At 37.6% G+C, this 20,474-nt stretch carries 15 protein-coding genes, 2 pseudogenes and 1 other annotated feature; of the genes and pseudogenes, 5 read left to right on the top strand and 12 right to left on the bottom strand.

Annotation, left to right across the window (positions count from 1 at the left end; translation table 11 throughout):
• Window positions 1-152: 152 nt before the first annotated feature.
• From dnaB to GD441_RS15410, 4 genes and pseudogenes are all read right to left on the bottom strand, one after another.
• Window positions 153-1,449: pseudogene (gene dnaB / locus GD441_RS15425) on the bottom strand (replicative DNA helicase).
• A gap of 1 nt (window position 1,450) precedes the next feature.
• Entirely contained in the window at window positions 1,451-1,789 is a 339-nt protein-coding gene (locus GD441_RS15420; protein WP_153127320.1) for a replicative helicase loader/inhibitor, read from the bottom strand.
• Window positions 1,782-2,543 carry a conserved phage C-terminal domain-containing protein gene (locus tag GD441_RS15415; RefSeq protein ID WP_153127319.1) on the bottom strand — a complete coding sequence of 254 codons (762 nt, stop codon included), beginning with the start codon at window positions 2,541-2,543 and terminating at the stop codon, window positions 1,782-1,784. The genes GD441_RS15420 and GD441_RS15415 overlap by 8 nt, the downstream gene beginning before the upstream one ends.
• 673 nt (window positions 2,544-3,216) lie before the next feature.
• Entirely contained in the window at window positions 3,217-4,161 is a 945-nt protein-coding gene (locus tag GD441_RS15410) for a VanW family protein (RefSeq protein ID WP_153127318.1), read from the bottom strand.
• Between the two features lie 517 nt (window positions 4,162-4,678).
• On the opposite strand from GD441_RS15410, the gene GD441_RS15405 reads away from it, so the two are divergent.
• Window positions 4,679-5,830 carry a cation:proton antiporter gene (locus tag GD441_RS15405; protein ID WP_153127317.1) on the top strand — a complete coding sequence of 384 codons (1,152 nt, stop codon included), beginning with the start codon at window positions 4,679-4,681 and terminating at the stop codon, window positions 5,828-5,830.
• A 538-nt stretch (window positions 5,831-6,368) separates the two neighbouring features.
• Here the strand turns inward: GD441_RS15405 and GD441_RS15400 are convergent.
• Both GD441_RS15400 and GD441_RS15395 read right to left on the bottom strand, forming a co-directional pair.
• Window positions 6,369-8,060, bottom strand: coding sequence for a sialidase family protein (locus GD441_RS15400; RefSeq protein ID WP_225434263.1), 1,692 nt, complete (start codon window positions 8,058-8,060; stop codon window positions 6,369-6,371).
• Window positions 8,061-8,415: 355 nt separating this feature from the next.
• Entirely contained in the window at window positions 8,416-10,098 is a 1,683-nt protein-coding gene (locus GD441_RS15395; RefSeq protein ID WP_153127316.1) for a glutamine--tRNA ligase/YqeY domain fusion protein, read from the bottom strand.
• An 85-nt stretch (window positions 10,099-10,183) separates the two neighbouring features.
• Window positions 10,184-10,447 (bottom strand) — a binding site (T-box leader).
• A 332-nt stretch (window positions 10,448-10,779) separates the two neighbouring features.
• On the opposite strand from GD441_RS15395, the gene GD441_RS15390 reads away from it, so the two are divergent.
• Window positions 10,780-11,673, top strand: coding sequence for a PhzF family phenazine biosynthesis isomerase (locus GD441_RS15390; protein WP_153127315.1), 894 nt, complete (start codon window positions 10,780-10,782; stop codon window positions 11,671-11,673).
• Window positions 11,674-11,796: 123 nt separating this feature from the next.
• Window positions 11,797-12,171 (top strand): HAD family hydrolase, encoded by a 375-nt coding sequence (locus tag GD441_RS15385; protein ID WP_153127314.1) that lies wholly within the window; start codon window positions 11,797-11,799, stop codon window positions 12,169-12,171.
• A gap of 140 nt (window positions 12,172-12,311) precedes the next feature.
• Here the strand turns inward: GD441_RS15385 and GD441_RS15380 are convergent, their stop codons facing one another.
• Both GD441_RS15380 and GD441_RS15375 read right to left on the bottom strand, forming a co-directional pair.
• Window positions 12,312-12,722, bottom strand: a complete 411-nt coding sequence (locus GD441_RS15380) for a ClpX C4-type zinc finger protein (RefSeq protein ID WP_153127313.1) — start codon at window positions 12,720-12,722, stop codon at window positions 12,312-12,314.
• Between the two features lie 94 nt (window positions 12,723-12,816).
• A pseudogene (locus GD441_RS15375) lies at window positions 12,817-13,200 on the bottom strand (sensor histidine kinase KdpD); the annotation flags it as partial.
• Window positions 13,201-13,416: 216 nt separating this feature from the next.
• On the opposite strand from GD441_RS15375, the gene GD441_RS15370 reads away from it, so the two are divergent.
• Window positions 13,417-13,704: a LysR family transcriptional regulator gene (locus GD441_RS15370; RefSeq protein ID WP_225434262.1), complete on the top strand. Its 288-nt coding sequence runs from the start codon at window positions 13,417-13,419 to the stop codon at window positions 13,702-13,704.
• Here the strand turns inward: GD441_RS15370 and GD441_RS15365 are convergent.
• The 3 genes from GD441_RS15365 to GD441_RS15355 form a co-directional block, all read right to left on the bottom strand.
• Window positions 13,672-13,782 (bottom strand): hypothetical protein, encoded by a 111-nt coding sequence (locus GD441_RS15365; RefSeq protein WP_263862462.1) that lies wholly within the window; start codon window positions 13,780-13,782, stop codon window positions 13,672-13,674. The two genes, GD441_RS15370 and GD441_RS15365, sit on opposite strands and share 33 nt — an antisense overlap.
• A gap of 604 nt (window positions 13,783-14,386) precedes the next feature.
• Window positions 14,387-16,966 (bottom strand): AAA domain-containing protein, encoded by a 2,580-nt coding sequence (locus tag GD441_RS15360; RefSeq protein WP_153127311.1) that lies wholly within the window; start codon window positions 16,964-16,966, stop codon window positions 14,387-14,389.
• A gap of 185 nt (window positions 16,967-17,151) precedes the next feature.
• A complete protein-coding gene (locus GD441_RS15355; RefSeq protein WP_153127310.1) occupies window positions 17,152-17,700 on the bottom strand; it encodes a hypothetical protein in 549 nt (182 codons plus the stop codon).
• Window positions 17,701-18,061: 361 nt separating this feature from the next.
• On the opposite strand from GD441_RS15355, the gene GD441_RS15350 reads away from it, so the two are divergent.
• Window positions 18,062-20,122 (top strand): molybdopterin oxidoreductase family protein, encoded by a 2,061-nt coding sequence (locus GD441_RS15350; protein ID WP_153127309.1) that lies wholly within the window; start codon window positions 18,062-18,064, stop codon window positions 20,120-20,122.
• Window positions 20,123-20,165: 43 nt separating this feature from the next.
• On the opposite strand, the gene GD441_RS15345 is transcribed toward GD441_RS15350, so the two are convergent.
• Window positions 20,166-20,375, bottom strand: a complete 210-nt coding sequence (locus GD441_RS15345) for a hypothetical protein (RefSeq protein ID WP_153127308.1) — start codon at window positions 20,373-20,375, stop codon at window positions 20,166-20,168.
• Window positions 20,376-20,474: the final 99 nt, after the last annotated feature.

Below are 20,474 nucleotides of genomic sequence, written 5' to 3'. Positions count from 1 at the left end.
TGTCGTCGTCGCACAGGTCTAATTGTCAATAAATTTCCAAATGGATGGAGCCACCTTTAATTGGGTATTTACCTTTTTGGCTCTAAACAGGAAAAATAATAAAACTGAAAATTACGACAATATTTATGCAACACTAGTGAATATTTATATTTTTACAATTTTGTATCTTTTCCTATCTCCGCAAACCACCCGTACTCCTTCAAAAACCTAAGCTTCACCGATCCAATCGGTCCGTTCCGCTGTTTTGCAAGGATAATTTCCATGATGTTTTTTTGTTTGGTTTCTTTGTGATAGTAGTCATCTCTGTAGAGGAAGGCAATTAGGTCGGCGTCTTGTTCGATTTGACCGCTTTCTCGAAGATCGGATAACACCGGACGCTTGTCTGCCCTGCTTTCTACACCTCTACTTAGCTGAGAAAGAGCGATTACGGCAACATTCAATTCTCTTGCCATATGCTTTAGAGCACGACTTATTTCACTGATTTCAGTTTGCCTATTTTCTTTCTTTTTTGGATTTCCTACGATTAATTGGAGATAGTCAATGACTACAAGGATTCTTTTCTGATCGCCATATTCTCTACGTACTTTTCGAACCTTTGACCAAATATAGTGGATATCCATGGCAGCACGATCGAAAATATGGAGATTAGCGATAGAGAGCTCTCCCATAGCACGGGAAAATTTTCTCCAGTCTTCTTCTTCAAATCCTTTTCTTGGAGTCAATTTCACTAATTAAACAGGCTGCTCTTTTTAGCAGCTGCTTCTTGGACATTTCTAATGAAAAAATCATACTGATATCGTTTTTGGATGCTTTGAGAGCAAGATCAAGAGCAAAAGCCGTTTTACCAACACTTGGCCGAGCTCCGATTACAATTAAATCTGACTCTTGAAATCCTCCTGTGAGACCATCCAGCTCTTTATAGCCAGATGGTATTCCCGTTATTTCTCCAAAGTCTTTTTCGCACTCTTCATATAATGCTACTAAGGAAGGCTTTATTTCACCTAATTCTTCGTCTCTAGATTGATCTTGAATCGATATCAAGTTTTGAATGCCTTCCTGTAACGTGGTTCCAATATCCCCCGTTCGTGCATCTTCAATCATTTTGTTAGCAATTTGGATGGCCTTACGTTTTTTGTGATATTCTAGCACCGTGTCTTGGTAATAACGAAAATTAGCTGTAGTAGGAACACTCATAGCTAATTCCGTGATGTATCCTGTACCGCCGATCTCCGATATATTCTGAACTCCAACCTCCTCCACAACGAATATCACATCAATCGGCTTTCCTTTTTCATCAAGGCATTTCATGGCCTGGAGGATTCTTCTTAGTTTATTGGAATAGAGATGCTCTGGTTGAATGGTACATTCTTTAATCAATCCTGCATCTAAAAACAAAGAACCTAACACGGCTTGTTCAGCTTCTTGATTCCAAATCCAATAATCCATCATATTATAAATCCCTTCTGATTCCTAAAATTTCTCTCATTTTGGCTAACTCTTCTTGAATACATTCCTCTTTTGCAAGCTGCTGATTTGTATACAGTATACTCTTCGTTTCTTCATAGCTTGGGATAAAACGAGATACAGCACTTGTTTTTCTAACAAGATCCGAAATTTTAGGTGGAAAAGCAGATTCCACTACAAATGCAAGAAGGTTGTTTTTGATTCTGTCAAAGGAACAGTCCTTTAATGCCTCGTACCAAGCATCGACCCTTTTCTGATCCAATTGAAACTGCTCATAATACTCAGCAATCATCCCTAATAAAATAAACACTTCCCTCTTAGTCATTTAAATCAAAATCCTCCTCTCTATAGACCTTACGGGTAGGCTTTTGATTTAAGTAAGATTCGAATTTGGCTCCAAATAAGGTTTCAGGTCTTAAATACTTACTCCAAATTGGATCATTCAGCCATTCACTTGCCTTTAAATCAATTACTTTTTTAAAATCTTCCAGTGTAAACCCTTCTCTCCACCTTGCCCGAATGAAATCTCTTGTTTTTTTCGTAGTAGGTTTGTAAGCTGCTAGTGTTTTACAATTGAGATAGTCAATAATCTCCGAGTATGGGATTTTTTCTTTCTCTGCAGTAATCTCTGTTGTAATCTCTGAAGGAATCTCTGGTATTGCTTGGTTCATCTCACCCTCTTCCTTGTAGCAAGGTGAAATTCCCGCTAGTTCATCTTGACATGCAGGCGGCTCACTTTGAGTGCTCGTTTGGTCATCTAATTCTTCTAGCCTTTCATAATCAATGCTGTACCATTTTGTTTTGTCCATTTTATGCTGGTTGAAATTATCTGAAATTAAATAGCCTTGATCCTCCAATGACTTTATAGTCCTTTTGATCGTACTTTCCGACCAGAATGGCAGCTGCTTTTGCCAGTCTTTATAGGAGTTATAGATCCACTTTCTCCCCTCAATAACATGGGAACTCGACAATAGCCAATAATGGATTTGCTGCAAAATGATTGACTCATTTAGACCGATTTTGACAGCCAAAGAAGGAATAATCATCAACGGCTTTTCTTGAATTAATAGCTTACTCATACATCCAACCTCCCATTTCAAATTGACCGGACCTTTATAAACGGACAACCCGAACTTATCGATATGCTGTAAATCGCTTCCTTTGGTTCATTCCTCAAAAAGTTCAACAAACAAAAAAACAATCGAGCATTCATTTTTCTCTATTCCATGTGCTCATCCCCCTTTCATATCTCTTATAAAAAGAAGTGACGAAAAAAGGGGTGGAAATTGATAATTTTTTGCATAAAAAAACAGTTCATCATGAACTGCTGTAACAGAAAACAAAATTAAATTCCTAAAGGGTTGCCAGTCGCCAAGAATTTTCATTCACCATTCTGAGTAATCCAGAGTACCAATCCTGATCAAACCCCACTCTTTTGGAGGACCACCGCATAGTTTTAAGAAAAACACCGCAAGAAGTAAATGGTAGTACTTTTGAAGTTGTTCATCGACAATCATGAGATGAAGAATTTTTTCATGATGGACTTCTAAATCGTCAATTGTACTCCAAGCCTTATCTTTTACTCATTTAAATCAACTTTCGAAATGAGGATGGATATGAAGATTTTCTCCATAAAAAAAACAGTTCGAAATGAACTGCCGTAGACACAAATATATTACAATTGATCATCCACTTTATTTGGCTGGTTGCTTAATGATGAGAAGCTGCAATGGTGTGGAAGGATTTCGTTTCTTAGTTTTTTGCCACATACTGAGCGGCTGCTCTCACTTGTACCTCAATCGTGCCGTTTTGTTTATTCACGATGGTTTTGATCATCACCGGATACTCTTTGTTGTTCATAAATTTTAAGTCCTTGCCGCCCCAAGAAACCGTCGCATCTCGATTTTGAGGCACATAGCCGACTGCTTTCGAATGGTGATGAAGCTCTAAAATTCCAAGGCCTGCCTTGTCAATCGCGTTGTAAAGTGTACTGGAGGTCTGGCAAATTCCCCCGCCAATCCCTTCTACAAATTCATGATTCACAATCTCCATCGCCTTTTGATAGCCTCTTTCCGGCGTTCTTTCCCCCACAACTAAATTAAAATAAAATCGGTCTCCAGGGCCAAGGATGATCTGGTTAATTTCCTGCGCAGATAGCTCAATATTTCTGGATCGTCCTATTATGTTCGGATTGAATTTTGTTGTATAGCTGCCTAACAGGACTTGATCGATATTGGCGATCGCTTCAGCTGTAATATTCGGCGCCGTTTCCGTAATGGGTACTTCGATCACTTTCTGAAGAGCTTTCACGGTTGTAAGCTCCTGGATGAATGCTTCTTTATCCAATACAACCCGGACTTGCCCTTCCTTTAACTTCCCATCGGCTCCTAATTTAGCTGGAATCATGGGCTTGTCATATTTGGCTTCCAATTCCGCAGCAAGGTTCTCAGTATACTCTTTGCTTTTCAAAGAAGATGCTTTTACTTTTTGTATTTCCGTTCCGTCTCTGGAGTCAATCAAAACAAGCTCCGGCTCGATCCATTCTTTCTGAGAGAGCAAGTGTTCTTTTTTATCATGTGTGTTCATAACATGCTTTTCCTTTTCAAATAAACCTAAGACGGCTCCCCCATATGCTCCTAAAAAAATCAACCCGCTGACCAATACTATAAAGAGTAACAGCAAACTCCATTTTTTCATTTTATTCACATCCGCATTTCATAGTTTCCCATGTTTAAGCTGCAAAACATTTGACTTAAAACATACATTTCTATTTACCTACTGCCCCCTAAGACCTCTTTCCAAAAACTTACGTCAGACCATTTCCATATATATTCCTGTTCGGTCTACTTTAAAACTGATATTTGCCCTACATGAATAAAAAAAATGGAGTACATTTAGAATAGGAAATGAATGGCGAAAGGCGGGATGATCTTGTTAGAAATATTTCCTGTATCTATCACTCCGTTCAAACAAGAAAGACTAATTAGAGTGTGAACTCTTTTCTTTTGTCATGTCAGGAAACAATGAATAATTTTTATTGACCAGTAAAAAAAATGAAATTTCACAAAAAATGTGATATAGTATAGGTAATAAAATACTTAGTGCACTAGGAGGAGTCTGTCACCAAGGGATTAGTATGTCCTTTGGTAGCAGGCTCCTTTTTGTATTTTTTTCAAATGAATACTCATGATAATAAGGAAAGGTGGAATTGAAAGTGTTAATACTCCAAATAGCCATTATTTTAATAGCAGCCAAAGTAGCTGGGAGCGTAAGCGTAAGATTAGGACAGCCTTCCGTTCTTGGAAAACTTTTGATTGGAATTATACTAGGTCCATCGGTTTTAGGATTAGTGAACGAAACAGAAACATTAGCTGAACTTAGTCAAATTGGTGTGATCCTGCTGATGTTTATTGCTGGATTAGAAACAGATCTTGATGAATTCAAACGCACTGGGAAAGCCTCAACCTTTGTAGGTTTTGGAGGTATTATTGTTCCGCTGGTTTTAGGTTATTTTGCTGGAATGATTTTAAATCTAACGACGATGGAAGCCTGGTTTTTAGGACTATTGCTTTCTGCTACCAGTGTAAGTATATCCGTTCAGGCACTTAAAGAGATGAACTATCTAAAATCCCCTGAAGGAACGACGATCTTAGGAGCGGCAGTACTCGATGATGTGGTTGTCATTATTGCTTTGGCATTCTTAATGAGTTTTACAGGTGGAGATGTGAACTTAACGACAGTGGTTTTAAAGAAAGTCGTATTCTTTGCTGGAGCTATTCTTGTTGGCTGGAAGATCGTTCCTTGGTTTTTGAAGAAGTTTGCGTCATTTAAAGTCACAGAAACAGTCATTTCATCTGCTCTTATTATTTGTTTTGTTTATGCTTACTTAGCAGAATATACTGGTGTTGCTGCGATCATTGGAGCTTATATAGCAGGTGTGGCAATCAGCGTCACAGGCTATAAGCACGAAGTTTTTGAAAAGGTTGAAACGATTGGTTATTCCATCTTTGTTCCTGTTTTCTTTACTTCTATAGGTATAACTGCTGAGTTTGGTGGGATAACGACCAATTTAGGTCTAATCGTGATTTTAAGTATTTTAGCGATCCTAACTAAATTAATTGGTGCTGCGATTGGAGCTAAAGCAGCTGGATTTGGCTGGAATAGCTCATTGGGGATCGGGTCTGCAATGGTTTCTCGTGGTGAAGTGGCATTAATCCTTGGGACGATTGGCTTAGAAGCAAATCTATTAAGTCAAGATCTATTCGCAGTGGCTGTTGTCGTAGTTCTTGTCACAACGATTGTTACCCCTCCGATGATGAAGTTGTTTTTTAAATCAAACCCACAAAAGGAATCTAGTGCTGCTTAATGAACAAACGTTTAATACCGAGTGTCAGGCACCGCTCGTGGACAAATGTCTTTCTGGGGTGACTGACACCATTTTTATTTGACTGTACCCCTGTTAGCGTTCTCTTAATTAAACCACCATTTAAAACCTATTAACAAAACTCAAACAATAGTTAAAACTAATCGTTCTGTTGCTGAGGTAAATTCGTATCGTCTTCCTCGAGTATCATGTGCTCGGGTATCGGAGCAAAAAGAAATTTAGTATAGCTTGGACTATTTGTGGAGTTATTTTCCATTTCATTTTCATTATTGATTTGATTTTCACAAGGTTTACAATCCATTGAAAAAATCACCTCCTTTATTTCGAATTTCTACATTATATTGATGCTTTTACAATTTTGTAATGGCGATCTAGTTTATAGAGGGAAATTTTACTATGAGATGATAGGTGGAGAAAGGGGTTGAGTTGTCTATTGGGATGAATAACAAAGATTACTTTGAAGAATTAAAAGGAATAAAGGATTGGTAGAGTTGTCTCTTACTTTTTAGAAAATTTTTTCTTAATCACAACCACAGTCATGGTTCTTCTGATCTGGGAATGTTATTCCAAAGAAGACATCAGGATTATTCCGTTGAATACTCCCTTGAATAATAACATCACGATTATCACCCCAGGAGTGAAGCAAACAATTTCCGGGACCAGCAATAATTTGATTGTAATCCCCCATATAACAATTGGCAGTATCAGGGCTAGGATTCGTAACTGGCACAGGAGAAAATTCAGTACTTACCATTTTCTCTTCACTTAAACCATCACAAGGAGAAAAGCTTTTCGTGAATATCGCAAATGTCCCATCACCTACACCCCCAACGCTACCACCACGTTCATTAAAACGATTATACTGAATATGAGCTCCCTTTTTATTAGCCGCAACGGACGGAAAAAACGAAAAAGCTATATTTTTATGAGTAATATTCACTCTATTCCAGGTATTTCCTTTATCCATACTATAGGCTAAAAAGACATCAATAAAAGTCGTAGTTCCAAGCACTCTACCCGCATTCCATACGACATATAAAGTACTATCTGGCCCAAAGGCTGCATGAGGGAACTCATTCATACGAATCTGTCTAGAATTATCAACTTGAATAGAAGGACGGCCACAAGGTCCCGTGGTTGTTGCTGCAGCAGCGAAAGGTGTTGAAACGGCCACGTTGATTGGAAAAGTATTACCACCGTCAATTGATTTAACCATACGAATGGTCCTATTTGGCTGACCCAATGTATTAAAAGCTGTCGCTGGCGATATTTCTTCATAAAAAACATAAATACCTCCGAGGTCATCCACGACAACAAATGACCCTGTTATAAAATTAGTGCCACCCGTGACAATAACTTGATCTGTAATAATAGGATTTAAGGTGACACCAGTTGTATATTTTGAAAAGCGAATATTGGGGTTCGGGGTAGCAGTAAAATCAGTCCACGTAATATACAATGCTTCATTCCCCGGATTATCAGAATCAGGGCCTACTGTAATCCATTCTTTATCCTGATTAATACCAGCAGCAGGGTTTTGACCGCGTCCAACAACTTGTGGAAGATTCATTGTGATGGTTTCGTTCGGAGTAATGGTTCCAGTTGAAACACTGATTACACCTTGTGAAACATTCGCAACAATTTCTTGACCAATTTGACCATAATAGAATACACCATTTCGATCTACTGATATAACAGGATCACCGGAATTGCGCCCCCCTGGATTTACTGGTATAGAACCACCGTCAGTCCAAGTTCTACCTAAATCATTAGAAAAAGCAAATCCTGAAAATCTGTTATTATTAGATTCATTACTATCATTAAATCCATAAAGTATAAAATCATTAAAATGTGCGAGGCTTGTCTCACTTTGGGTTATTCGTGGAAAATTCGTTACATCATTTGCTGGGTTATTAACCCGTCTTTCTAGATTACAACAAGAGTTATCACGTTTTTTATGATTACAACAAGAATCATTATGTTTCTTATGATCACAACAAGAGTCAGCCTGTTTCTTTTGACTACAGCAAGAGGCATCATGTTTCTTTTGATTACAACATGATTCATCATGTTTCTTATGATTGCTACTAGAGTCATCCTGTTTTTTATGATCACAACTAGATTTATCATGTTTCTTATGATAGTCTTTCCTCTCGCTGTAATCATCACTACTTTCTTCGTAGTACTTTTTCTTTATATCTTTTTTGCTCAATCATATCACGCCTTTTTTAGCTAATTTATTGGTTGTAGGGGCTAATCCTATTTGTCTAAACAAACCAATACACTATAAAATATGAATAGTACCAAAAAAGGGACAAGACCTTTTACCACCGTCCTTAGCACATTTTTGCCTGTCACTACCCGAAATTTGTCGAAGATTGTTAGGTTTTGAGATTAAAAGAAATTGATAAAATAGAGTTGCAACTGGTTATTGTGAGGGTGATTGGTTATCAATCTTCTTATAAGGAACTCCCAACACAATATGAAATAAATGAATATCAGAACACCGAGTGTCAGGCACCGCTCGTGGACAAATGTCTTTCTGGGGTGACTGACACCCATTTTCTTTAGCCTTTTTTTCCTTTCCATGAATCTTTTAATGAAACAATCCGATTGAAGATAAATTTTTTATCTGTTGAATTCTGATCGACGCAAAAATATCCATGTCGGATAAATTGAAACTTCTCTTCCACACGTGCGTTTTTGATAGAAGGTTCCATTACACAATCCTCAAGAACCACTTTGGATGCAGGGTTGATTTTTTCATTCCATGTTTTTTCGTGATCCTTCACCATTTCTTCATCCTCGAATAGTTGATCGAAAAGATGAACCTCGGCTTTTACACCATGTAAGGCAGATACCCAATGAATCGTTCCCTTTACTTTTCTTCCAGTGAAACCTGTTCCACTTTTCGTTTCTGGATCATACGTACATCGCAGTTCAATGATTTCACCGGTTTCTTCATCTTTAATAACCTCGTTACACTTTATAAAATAGGCACCTTTTAACCGAACTTCAGAATGTAAAGACAACCTTTTAAAGCCTTTTGTTGGTACTTCCATAAAGTCTTCTTTTTCAATATAAATGACTTTTGAAAAGGGAACTTCTCTAGTTCCTAAAGCATCATTTTCTGCATTATTCTCAATGGATAAAAGTTCGGTCTTATCATCATCGTAATTCGTAATCGTAACCTTTAGCGGATGTAATACAGCCATTACACTATTCACTTTGGTTTTTAGATCATTTCGAAGGGAATGTTCGAGCAAAGCATAGTCAACCGTGCTTTGATGTTTGATATAGCCAATGTCAGCGACAAAATTTCTTATACTTTCAGGAGTGAATCCTCTTCTTCTAAGACCGCGTATAGTAGGTAATCTTGGGTCATCCCAACCATCCACAAATTTTCCTGCTACTAATTCCCGCAAGTATCGTTTACTTGTTACAACTCCCGTAACATTTACTCTTCCAAATTCTCTTTGTTTTGGTGGTTCCTTTACTTCTAATTCTGTTAAAACCCATTCATAAAGAGGGCGATGGTCTTTGAACTCTATAGAACATAAGGAATGAGTGACTCCTTCAATAGCATCTTGTATAGGATGGGCAAAATCATACATAGGATATATACACCATCCGTTTCCTGTTCTGTAATGGTTTGCATGAATGATTCTGTATAAGACCGGATCTCTTAAGTTCATATTGGGCGATGCCATGTCTATTTTTGCCCGTAATACCTTTGAAGCAGTTGGAAATTCACCATTTTTCATTTTGAAGAATAAATCTAAGTTTTCCTCGATTGGCCTGTTCCTGAATGGACTGTTTTTTCCAGGTTCCGTTAAGGTCCCTCGGTATTCTGTTATCTCTTCTGGCGATAATTCACAGACATATGCTTTTCCCTTCTTTATTAATGCAATAGCTGCGTTAAATATTTCATTTGAATAATCTGAGCCATAAAAGATTCGATTACCTGGACTATAGCCCAACCAATTGATATCTTCGATAATGGCATTGACATACTCCATGTCTTCCTTTAATGGATTGGTATCATCAAAACGAAGGTTGAAGTTTCCATCGAATTTTTTTGCAGCCATGTAGTTTACATGAATCGCATAGGCACTGCCAATATGAAGATAACCATTTGGCTCAGGAGGAAACCTTGTACAAATGGTTCTATTGAACGCTCCGTTTTTTATATCTTCATCCATTAGCTGATCCATAAAATTATTGTAAAGAATCTCTTTGTCTGCACTCATGTATATAACCCTCCTCTATTTCATTCATCTGTTTTAAAAATTTTAATGTAATAAAAAAAAATCCCACCCCCAAGACTGATTTAGTCTTGGGGACGAGATTTTATATCTTATATCGTGGTACCACCCCAGTTTATTAATATGTCGCCATATTAACCTCTTCGGGTACGGTATTGGTAATAATACTTATACCCTAGCTCTATAACAGGAGCACCTGTCACATTATCCCCTAAATACAGTTCCCATGTGAGGCTCAGAGGCTTGGTTCAATAATGAATTCTTACTCCTTTTCAGCATCTGGAGCTCTCTGTAAAGAATTCATTTTATCTACTCTTCTCTTCATCGCCGTTTTAATTTTTTAATTTTTCTTATAATACCAACACAAGTTTTTTTTGTAAACCTTTTATTTTCGAACACCTTTATTCGTGTATAATTTATGCTTATTAATTAAGATTGCCCGTTAGCGATCCATGAATACATGCTTCATGAAGGAAAATGTAAGAAAACATCGTTAATAAAAGATGGAAAATAATTTACCACAATTTTTATTCCTTTCTGTCAAGCTTTTTAAACCCGCCGTGTTTTTAACAAGGCAGCATAAAAATTATTATTCAAATGATATCGCCATTACTGATACAATAGGATAAAACCATAAAATTCAAACAACTTATTGGGGGAAAAAGAGTGAAATCGGTAAGGGTTTATCATTATGATGCATTTAGTCATGAGCCTAATAAAGGAAATCCAGCAGGAGTTGTTTTTAATGGGGATGACTTAACAGATGATGAAATGCAGGAAATTGCTTTAAAGGTTGGCTATAATGAGACCGCTTTTCTAGTTAAATCCGACGTCGCTGACCTTAGAATTCGTTTTTTTACACCGGGACATGAAGTCAACTTGTGTGGTCATGCAACGATCGCAACCATTTTTGCATTGAAATCTAAAGGATTACTGGGAGAGAAGAATGAGTTAACCATTGAAACAAAAGCAGGGATCTTACCGATCAAGATTCATTCAACTGCTGATCATAAGATCTACATAACGATGAAACAGGCTTCTCCGAAGTTTGAAGAGTTTCATGGTTCCAAAAAAGAGTTGGCATTATCAATCGGACTAGCTGAAGATGACATAGAACCCAACCTGCCTATTTTATATGGTAGTACAGGTACTTGGACATTGTTGATTCCAATAAAAAAGCTGGATGCCTTTAAAAGGATGAAACCGAATAATAAGGTATTCCCTACTATTTTAAAAGAAATGCCGAAAGCGTCTGTTCATCCTTTTTGCATGGAAACGTATGATCCTCATGCCCATATGCACGCTCGCCACTTCTCTTCACCCTTTTCTGGTACAACAGAAGACGCAGTCACTGGAACGGCTTCAGGGGTAATGGGAGCCTATTATGCTACATACATAAAAAGCCATTTTGAAAAATCTCTACATCTTATTGTAGAGCAAGGTCACGAAATGGGAAAAGATGGTCGAGTTATGGTACACGTCACTAAAAATAAAAATCATTTTGGTATAGAGATTACTGGAAATGCTGTGTACGTTAAAGATTTTGAAGTGAGCTTTTAAGTGGAATAAAGTGATTTAGCTAACAAGTACTTGGGAAAGGAACAGAGTCGGTAAGCTTCATAAAACTTTCATTATTATATAAAGAAATAGTTACCATATGTTAAGTGATAAAGGGGAATTGAAATGGAAGCAGTAGTACTGGATTTGGATGGCAAAATTTTAGTTTCTCATTTACATTCCATACAATCTTTTATTGAAAACTTTGGTGATCAAGTAAATATTATCAATACTGATTCAAATCAGTTCAGTCAAATTATGCGATTAAATGTCTCGAAAGAAAATGCAATTTCTATCCTATCAGACAAACTAGGAATATCTCTTAAAAAAATCATGGTATTTGGTGATGACTTTAATGATTTAGGATTATTCAAGATATGTGGTTATCCCGTTGCAATGGGCAATGCCATTAGAGAACTAAAAGACTTGGCAATGGAAGTGACTGATACCAACGATCATGATGGAGTATCTAAAGCTTTGGAAGCCCGCTTTTTTATTTAAGTTACGGAGCATCTTCGTTAATTAGGAACTCAAGAAATTTTTATTATTGATGATAATTAGAAAAAAAACAAGGGAAACTCCTAAATTATTGAAAGCTTCCCTATCTTTATTAAAGTAACACACCTGTTTTGTTGTAGAATCTAAATTTCTGTGGACTGTGATTTAATTACTTCTGCACCAAACTCTAAGCATTCACTGCATATAGAAACTCCCGGTCCCATAGCTAATTCCCCGACTTCTTCTTTACTTCTACGACAAAAAGAGCAAGTTTCAACGTGTTGTGTATTTCTAATATTATTTGGAATTGAAGTTTTCTCTACGGAACTGTACAGTTCATCAATTACTTTCGGCTCAATATAATCGAAGTCACCTTTTAATTTCACTGCAATCGTTGTATAAGCAATAGCCATTCCTTCATAAAAACGTTGTCTTTCTAATTGGTCACTACTTTTTGATTTTTCTTCACACAATGAGCTTAGTTTTTCTAATTCTAAGATCAAATCTTCAATTTTTGCACCTCGAAAGGTTTTTTTGCGAAAATCTTGCTCCATTATTTACACCTCCTATTTTATATGTACACATTTGTATACATATTTAGGGAGGTATATTCTTCAAACCTATTAAATACTCCTGTTTTTTTTAAAAAAATCCTCTTCTAATTAATTTTTTAGCAGTTGGACCATAGTGGACGCAAACTAATATTTTTTCATGAATACCATACGGTCCTTCCAGAGAAGAACCTAATGACTGCTCTATTTCCTCATCTACATCATCCGCGATTTCCCTCAGAGCTAGTTCCCTAAGAGCTGACAAATTAGATATGGTGAAAAAGCTGTTTAAACTTTGTTCATTTTTTTCTTTTGCATATATTTTTCCGTCTGCCAGTCTTTTACGCAATGTTTCAGGTGACACATCAATTAATTGAATTTCGTTTGCTTTTTGAATAAAGGTATCTGGAACCCTTTCTCTTACTGCTACATTGGTAATGTTTTGAACAATATCATGTACGCTTTCTAAATGCTGAATATTACCGTGTTTAATGCAATCTCATTCGGGGTTTTTTGACGTTCTGCTCCTTTGAGAGATTTTTCATAAAGCAAAGTTTATGGCTGTTCCCTGTTCAACTAAACTGCTCCTTTTTGCATTCCAAAATTTCCGGTTGTTTTTTAGATGTAGAGTTTGCGATAAATACACCTGCTAAAATGACTAATGCATAGAAATTCTAATATAAAGGAGCTATTGTGGGTGAATTCTTATTATGCTTTTATCAAAGTCATTGAAACTGGCAGCTTTACCAAAGCAGCTGAAGAACTTGGATATACTCAATCCGCCATTAGTCAAATGGTACATTCATTAGAGGAAGAACTTTCTACCACTCTTATATTACGCTCACGGATGGGTATTACACTGACACCAGACGGTGAGGAATTTTTGCCATATATTAAGAATATTTGTAATTCGCATAGGGAACTGAAAGAAAAGCTCAAAGAGATGAAAGGTCTACAAAGTGGGCTTATATGTGCCCTTATCTAGTCCATGATCTCTCATCCTGCATCCGCCAGTTATTAAAGAAGCTCCTTTTGCTACAGCGTCCCTTACTTGCCCATCCACTTTGTCAATCGCAGCTTCATCAACAAGGGGGCCTATGCTAATCCCTTCTTCTAACCCGATTGCCTGCCCGCAGCTTATTCACTCGTTCCAAAAGAGTGTTCGTAAATTCCTCTGCTATTGACCTATTTCAATTTCGCTTACATCACTTATTACTCACATTGAAGGATGTGTGGATTCGAAACGAAAAACTTCAATTTTAGTCGAATACACATTCCATAATGCTTAGGTAAATGTCTCGAGCAGCTTGTCCTTATTCTGCATATAATGATTTGTAGTTTAATAACAAAATAAAGGAGTGATTCATTTGTTTTTTGGATGCTGTCGTAATCGTTGTGACAGAGGCTTTGACAGAGGCTTTGACAGAGATTGTCGCTGTCGCTGTCGCCGTCGCCGTTGCTGTTGTAATTGGTTTTTCTAATACCTTTTGTTAGTGCTACTTTTTGACATTAGAATACTATTTCTAATAACATTTCAGCAACATGAAGGGGCTGTCCAATAAGTCGATTTTTCGGCTTTTGGATGCCCCTTTTAATGTTCAAAAATAAATGATGGATGTTATCTTATATGTCTGACTCTCTATCCTTCCTTTTTTCTCCTTATTTTTTTATAATAAGGATTTCACCTCGATCACTTCATTGCATCGTTCACAACTTACTGATGTGATGCTTTTTTCCCCTTCGGCTTTGAGAGGTGTATTGCATGATCTGCATTTCAAATCGATGTACTCCATGTATCGATTCAGGATGCTTTTGTTGACGCTTCCGTGATTGCCGCAATAGTTACAAAGCAAGCGAATACTTCCTTTTGCTGTGATATCGGGAACCCGAACACTTCTACAGACTGGACATCTTTCCCACGTTTGAATGAATTTCTTTAGCGTATAATTTGGTCGGTAGCTCACAACAGTCTGTTTAAATTGTTCATTGCTTTGTTTAGCCGCATTAAGATCTAAGAAGCTATGAAGCAGCGTTACCACCTTCTTTGATTCCAGTCTTGCCATAATGAATAGTGGATTTAGGGAGGATTCATAACTAGTAGAATGCGTGGATGTGAAGCCAATCCATAGTATTTCATCATCAATTATGATAAATGGCATAGCAAGTTTACTAAGAATTACCTCACCCTGCAGGAAGACTTTCTCAGGTTGTTCTGTAACAAACGTTACTTTCACTCGATCCTGTACATACCTTAATGCATCCCCTATTTCTTTTCTTATTCTTGATGGATCCGGAATGCATATAATGATATTTCGTTTGGCCTGTAATAGATCTTCATGTACCTTATCTAATTTTTCCGCATTAAACCACTGTAATCTTCTATCAACGGTTTCAGTTAGTACTTCTAGTAACTCGTTTCTAGTAATCTTATTATGGTTCGATAAATGATCCATTAACTTGTACAACGCACGATCTTTTGATACTCTCGATTTCATGTAATCCATATCGGCAACTTGTATAAACTTTCCTTTTGCTCTTGTAACAGCTACGTTGACTAACCGATCTCCTTTTTCTTCCGTTAACAAAATGCCAGCCCTTGGTTGAGGATCACTATCCACAGCATCAAAAATAATCATGTCCCGCTCAGAACCTTGAAACTTATGGACGGTAGCAGCGACAACATTCCGTTCTCCAGTTTGAGTGATGAATTCCTGAATACAAGCTGACAGCAATCTTGCTTGTGCCTTATAAGGAGCGATCACACCTATGGAATCCATTCCATATTTTCTAGCTAGTAAAATCAATTGTATGGATAAAAGCGCTGAAAAAACATTATACCGAGAAACAGACGCACTTTCTTTTAAACAAAAAGCTCCTATTTGAGACAAATCAATGAGTGCTGAGGCCACATTGGAAAACGGCGGCAGATTAGAAATTCTCTCACGATTTTTTTGAACGGTTTTATTGTCCACTACTTGGTCGTGGTAAATAAAATGATTCGTAAACCCTGAAATAGCGGGGTGCATTCTTCGTTGTTCTTTGAGTATAAAAAGATTAGGGTGCGTCTCCCCATGTTCAACTTTTTGCACGATTTTAGCATGATGAAAGATGTCTTCTTTTAGCCAGTAGTTTACGAGTTTGTGATCAGATAAAGCAATCGGAGGTAATTGTTTAAAGTCTCCACAAACGATGATCTTTTTCCCTAAGGAGGCGGCAAAGGCTAATTGAGGAACGTATGCCATACTAGCTTCATCTACAACGATTAAATCAAAATGATTTTCATAGATTAAGCTGTCCATCGTAGCTTTTGATAAGGTGGTCCCAACGACTTTTGCGCTTTCCACATACGTTTTTTCCTTCTCTTTGATGACGTTTCGAAGTTCTTTTAACTCTTCCTCTATTTGTACAAGCCTTTTGGACTTTTCTACCGTTAATGAAGAGTTTTTCAGATTCACTCGTTCTGTTTCTAATCTACGCTTTTTCTTTTCTACATTTGGTTCAAAGTATTCTACAAGCTTAGAAGAAAGAAGGGTTGGATGCTTTTTCACACTCGTATCTCGACTAGTTCCATAGCGAACGATCTCTCCAGCCTTCCATTTCCCTTTCTCTTCCACATACTTAGTCACAGCGTACATTAATACATCAATGGCTGCATTGCTGTGGGCGAGAACAAGAATTTTTTTCCCTTTCATATATCTGTGTCCAATGACTCTCGAAAGAGTATACGTTTTCCCAGTACCCGGCGGCCCCCATATATAGGTAGTGGGATTATATTTGGCTCGCAAAATCATTTCTTGTAAAGGAGTTTTATATGGATACTCTGTATGTTTAGCAGGCGCATTTCCGGATAATAGCCGTTTCACCCTATTTAGCTTAATAGGTGAATCAGTTAGTTCACGTAACCTGGTATCTAGAGCAACCAATAACTCCCAAGGTTCGCTGTACAGTTCCGCTTCGCTTATTTCATTCCCAATATAGGTATCGAGCTCTACAATTAGGTCAAACCCTTCGATTGATACGACAACGCCCTCATATGAATGGTTCTTATATAGAATTCGAACGGGAAATCCATCTGGAAGCATCACATCAGTAGCCAGAAGAAACCAGTAAGTAGTGGTTTCCTTTGTTTTGGATAATACCTTTCCATTCGTAATCAGATATTTCGACCCACCCTGCTCTTTCAAGTAGTCAATTTCTTTCTGTAAAGAAAGCTGCCATTGTTGAATAATCGTTTGTATGGTTGCCATTAAGTAATCACCTGTTGCAAAGGATAAAATAAAAATTATACCAGAGACGATTATAATTTGTATTCACTTTATTATGATCTTTTGTTTGGTCGAAAAAGTTGTCCTAAAACAAGAAGCCAGGTACCCCTAGCTACTAAATATCAAACGGAGCCTGGTACTAAAAGTTCAGTTTCTATTGGAATTTTTTATTGATGGTTTATCGCACGTTTTAGATCCTTTATTTCGCCCTCGTGTTGAATGGAGCGAGCTGCAAGTATTTCAATGATCCGATCTTGTCGTTCTTGGTTTTGCTTAATTTGTGTGAGTTCCGTTCCAATAAAATTTTCCAAATGCTCATATTGTGCAGGAATATTTCCAATCTTCCGTTCGATACGCTCTTGGCCTTGTTCTAGTTTTTCTTGGCCTTCTTCCAGTTTTTCTAAACGATGTTCAAGCTTTACTTGGCCTTGTTCCAGTTTTTCTTGGCCTTCTTCCAGTTTTTCTAAACGATGTTCAAGCTTTTCTTGGCCTTCTTCCAGTTTTTCTAAACGATGTTCAAGCTTTTCTTGACCTTCTTCCAGTTTTTCTAAACGATGTTCAAGCTTTTCTTGGCCTTCTTCCAGTTTATCAAGCCGCTCAATTACATTGGAACGAAAGCCAACAAACTCCTCTTTAAATTCACTTATTTCTTTCTTAATGACCTGAAGCTCCTCTTTCAATACCGACCGTAATAAAGTCCTCATCTCATCGCTCACGTTCATTCCTCCTAATCTTTTATAGAATAACACAATATCGTAGCTTCTAAGATTGTCAATTAACCACAAAAATAGAAATTTATGAAAAGATCTAAGTTGCAACGTTCAAAAACAGAACGTTTGTTCTTATTTCAATAATAATGTAATTATCAAAAATTGTCTATATTTATTGATGAAAAATTTTCTAAATAATCCAGAAATGACTTACCATTTTGGCAAAGTATTTTTGAGTGAATCAATGAAATAGTAGCTCTACTAATCTGAAACTCATTATTTTATTGCCGCACTTTTCCAAATATTTTATGATGAGAATAAACGAAATTAAAATAATTTCTTAGACGATTCATAAAGGAGACTACGAATGAACTCTTATGTAAATGAACGAAATGGGGTGTTCCCTTCAGTTTGCTCTCTTGATTGTCCAGATCAATGCGGCTTACTTCTTCATAAAAAAGATGGGAAAATCGTGAAAATAGATGGAGATCCGAATCATCCAGTGACAAATGGGAATATTTGCAACAAGGTTCGAAATATGGCGGCTCGTTTATACGATGATAAGCGTTTGAAATATCCATTGAAGCGCATTGGTGCAAAAGGAAAAGGAAAATTTGAGCGGATCAGCTGGGAGGAAGCGATTGAAACCATCACGTCTCGTTGGAAAGAGCTTATCCAAACAGATGGACCTGAAAGCATTCTTCCTTATAGCTTTTATGGCAATATGGGGAGACTGAACGCGGAAGGAATGGACCGGTGCTTTTTTCATCGCTTAGGTGCCTCCCAATTAGATCGAACCATCTGTTCATCCGCTGGGTCAGAAGGATATAAATATACGATGGGTGCGAGCTTAGGTACGGATCCGGAAGATACCATTCATTCGAAATTAATCATCTTTTGGGGCATCAATGCTGTCAGCACGAATATGCATCAAGTCACTCTTGCCCAAAAGGCTCGAAAAAATGGAGCCAAAATTGTTGTCATTGATGTACATAAAAATCAGACCGGTCGGTTGGCAGATTGGTTCATTCCAATTTTACCCGGTACTGATAGTGCCCTCGCTCTCGGAATGATGCATATATTATTTGCTGAAGATCTGGTCGATACTTCCTTTTTACAAACCTATACCGTTGGACATGAAGAACTACGGAAGCATGTTGTTCAATATGATCCCGTTACGGTATCTGGAATCACTGGTGTACCTGTAGAAGACATTTATCAATTAGCCCGTATGTATGGAAAAACTTCCCCTTCTTTCATCCGGATCGGCAATGGCCCACAGCATCACGATAATGGCGGCATGTGCATTCGAACGATTTCCTGCCTTCCTGCCCTTACTGGACAATGGCTTGTAAAAGGCGGAGGAGCCATCAAGGGAAATTCGGCTTATTTAGCCCATAATGCAGCAAGCTTGCAGCGGCCTGATTTACTTGAAAATAAAAAGACACGTGTCATCAATATGAATTTACTTGGTCAAGCCTTGCTTGAATTGGACCCACCAGTAAAATCGTTGTACGTGTATGGCACTAACCCTGCCGTTGTCGCACCAGATGGCAATAAAGTCAGAAAAGGTTTAGGAAGAGAAGATTTATTTTTGGTCGTCCATGATTTATTTTTGACCGAAACGGCTGCATATGCAGATCTTGTTTTACCTGCAACTTCGTCCTTTGAGAATACAGATTTCTATACATCCTATTGGCATCATTACATTCAGATTCAGCAGCCAGTCATTGAACGATATGGGGAGTCTAAATCCAATGTAGAAGTATTCAAACTACTTGCTAAAGAAATGGGCTTTGAGGATTCAATATTTCAGCAGACAGAAGCAGAATTGATCGCAGAGGCTCTCGATCACCCGAATAACCCCTACTTGGATGGAATCAATTATGAAACGTTGGTTGAAAAGCAGTTTGTAAAAGCAATCGTGAAGCCTCTTTTCCCTGGCAAGCTTCCTACACCAAGCGGAAAAATTGAATTGTATTCAAAGAAAATGGAAGACGACGGGTATCCTCCATTGCCAACGTACACACCATTAGCGGAGGATGAAAAATTTCCATATTTATTTATCCCTGCACCAAACCATAACTTTTTAAACTCTACCTTTTCAAACAATGAAAAACACATCTCGTTAGAAAAAGAACCGAGGGTGCACATCAATATCCAAGATGCCACTTCAGCAGGAATAAAAGATGGAGATCTTGTAAGGGTGTGGAACCATCGAGGAGAATGTGAGTTAAAAGCTGCTGTTGGAGAAAACGTGTTACCTGGGGTCGTTGTAACTCAAGGGCTTTGGAGAGATGAACCAGGCACGAAACAGCTGGTCAACTCACTCACACCAGATCGTTTAGCCGATATGGGCGGCGGTGCTACTTTCTTTTCAGGGCGAGTGAATGTAGAAAAAATATTAATTGGGTGGAGTAAAAAATAGAGTGGTAGATTAATTATGGAGAAATTTTACATGAATGGGAGATTTAAGCTCTTGAAGCCGACACAAAACAATAGGTTCGAATCTCCTGACAAAAATTTAAAGGCTCTATTGTTTGACGGCCGATATATAAAGATATCGACCGATATTTTATCGCTGACGGCCGATATTTTGCCGCTGACGACCGATATTTTGCAGCTGACGACCGATATTTTGGATTAAGTCCGTATAATTGTGTAAAAAGAAAAGGGGTCAAATCAATCCCTCTTGGTTACAATGGTTTATGCCAATTAAATCATTGTGAAGCGAGGAGATTAGAAATGACCCAATTACAGTTTAACCTAAATATGGACCT

Origin of the sequence: Peribacillus tepidiphilus, from assembly GCF_009466385.1 — a bacterium.
In the GTDB taxonomy this organism is placed as follows: Bacteria; Bacillota; Bacilli; order Bacillales; family DSM-1321; genus Bacillus_BN; species Bacillus_BN tepidiphilus.
The sequence above is the reverse complement of the archived record's forward strand: the minus strand, read 5'-3'. Positions and strand labels throughout refer to the sequence as shown.

Coding starts and splice junctions, on each gene's coding strand:
- GD441_RS15350 (WP_153127309.1), top strand. CDS start 18,062: ATGAACTCTTATGTAAATGAACGAAATGGGGTGTTCCCTTCAGTTTGC.
- GD441_RS15380 (WP_153127313.1), bottom strand. CDS start 12,722: ATGGAGCAAGATTTTCGCAAAAAAACCTTTCGAGGTGCAAAAATTGAA.
- GD441_RS15395 (WP_153127316.1), bottom strand. CDS start 10,098: ATGAGTGCAGACAAAGAGATTCTTTACAATAATTTTATGGATCAGCTA.
- GD441_RS15385 (WP_153127314.1), top strand. CDS start 11,797: ATGGAAGCAGTAGTACTGGATTTGGATGGCAAAATTTTAGTTTCTCAT.
- GD441_RS15360 (WP_153127311.1), bottom strand. CDS start 16,966: ATGGCAACCATACAAACGATTATTCAACAATGGCAGCTTTCTTTACAG.
- GD441_RS15415 (WP_153127319.1), bottom strand. CDS start 2,543: ATGAGTAAGCTATTAATTCAAGAAAAGCCGTTGATGATTATTCCTTCT.
- GD441_RS15410 (WP_153127318.1), bottom strand. CDS start 4,161: ATGAAAAAATGGAGTTTGCTGTTACTCTTTATAGTATTGGTCAGCGGG.
- GD441_RS15420 (WP_153127320.1), bottom strand. CDS start 1,789: ATGACTAAGAGGGAAGTGTTTATTTTATTAGGGATGATTGCTGAGTAT.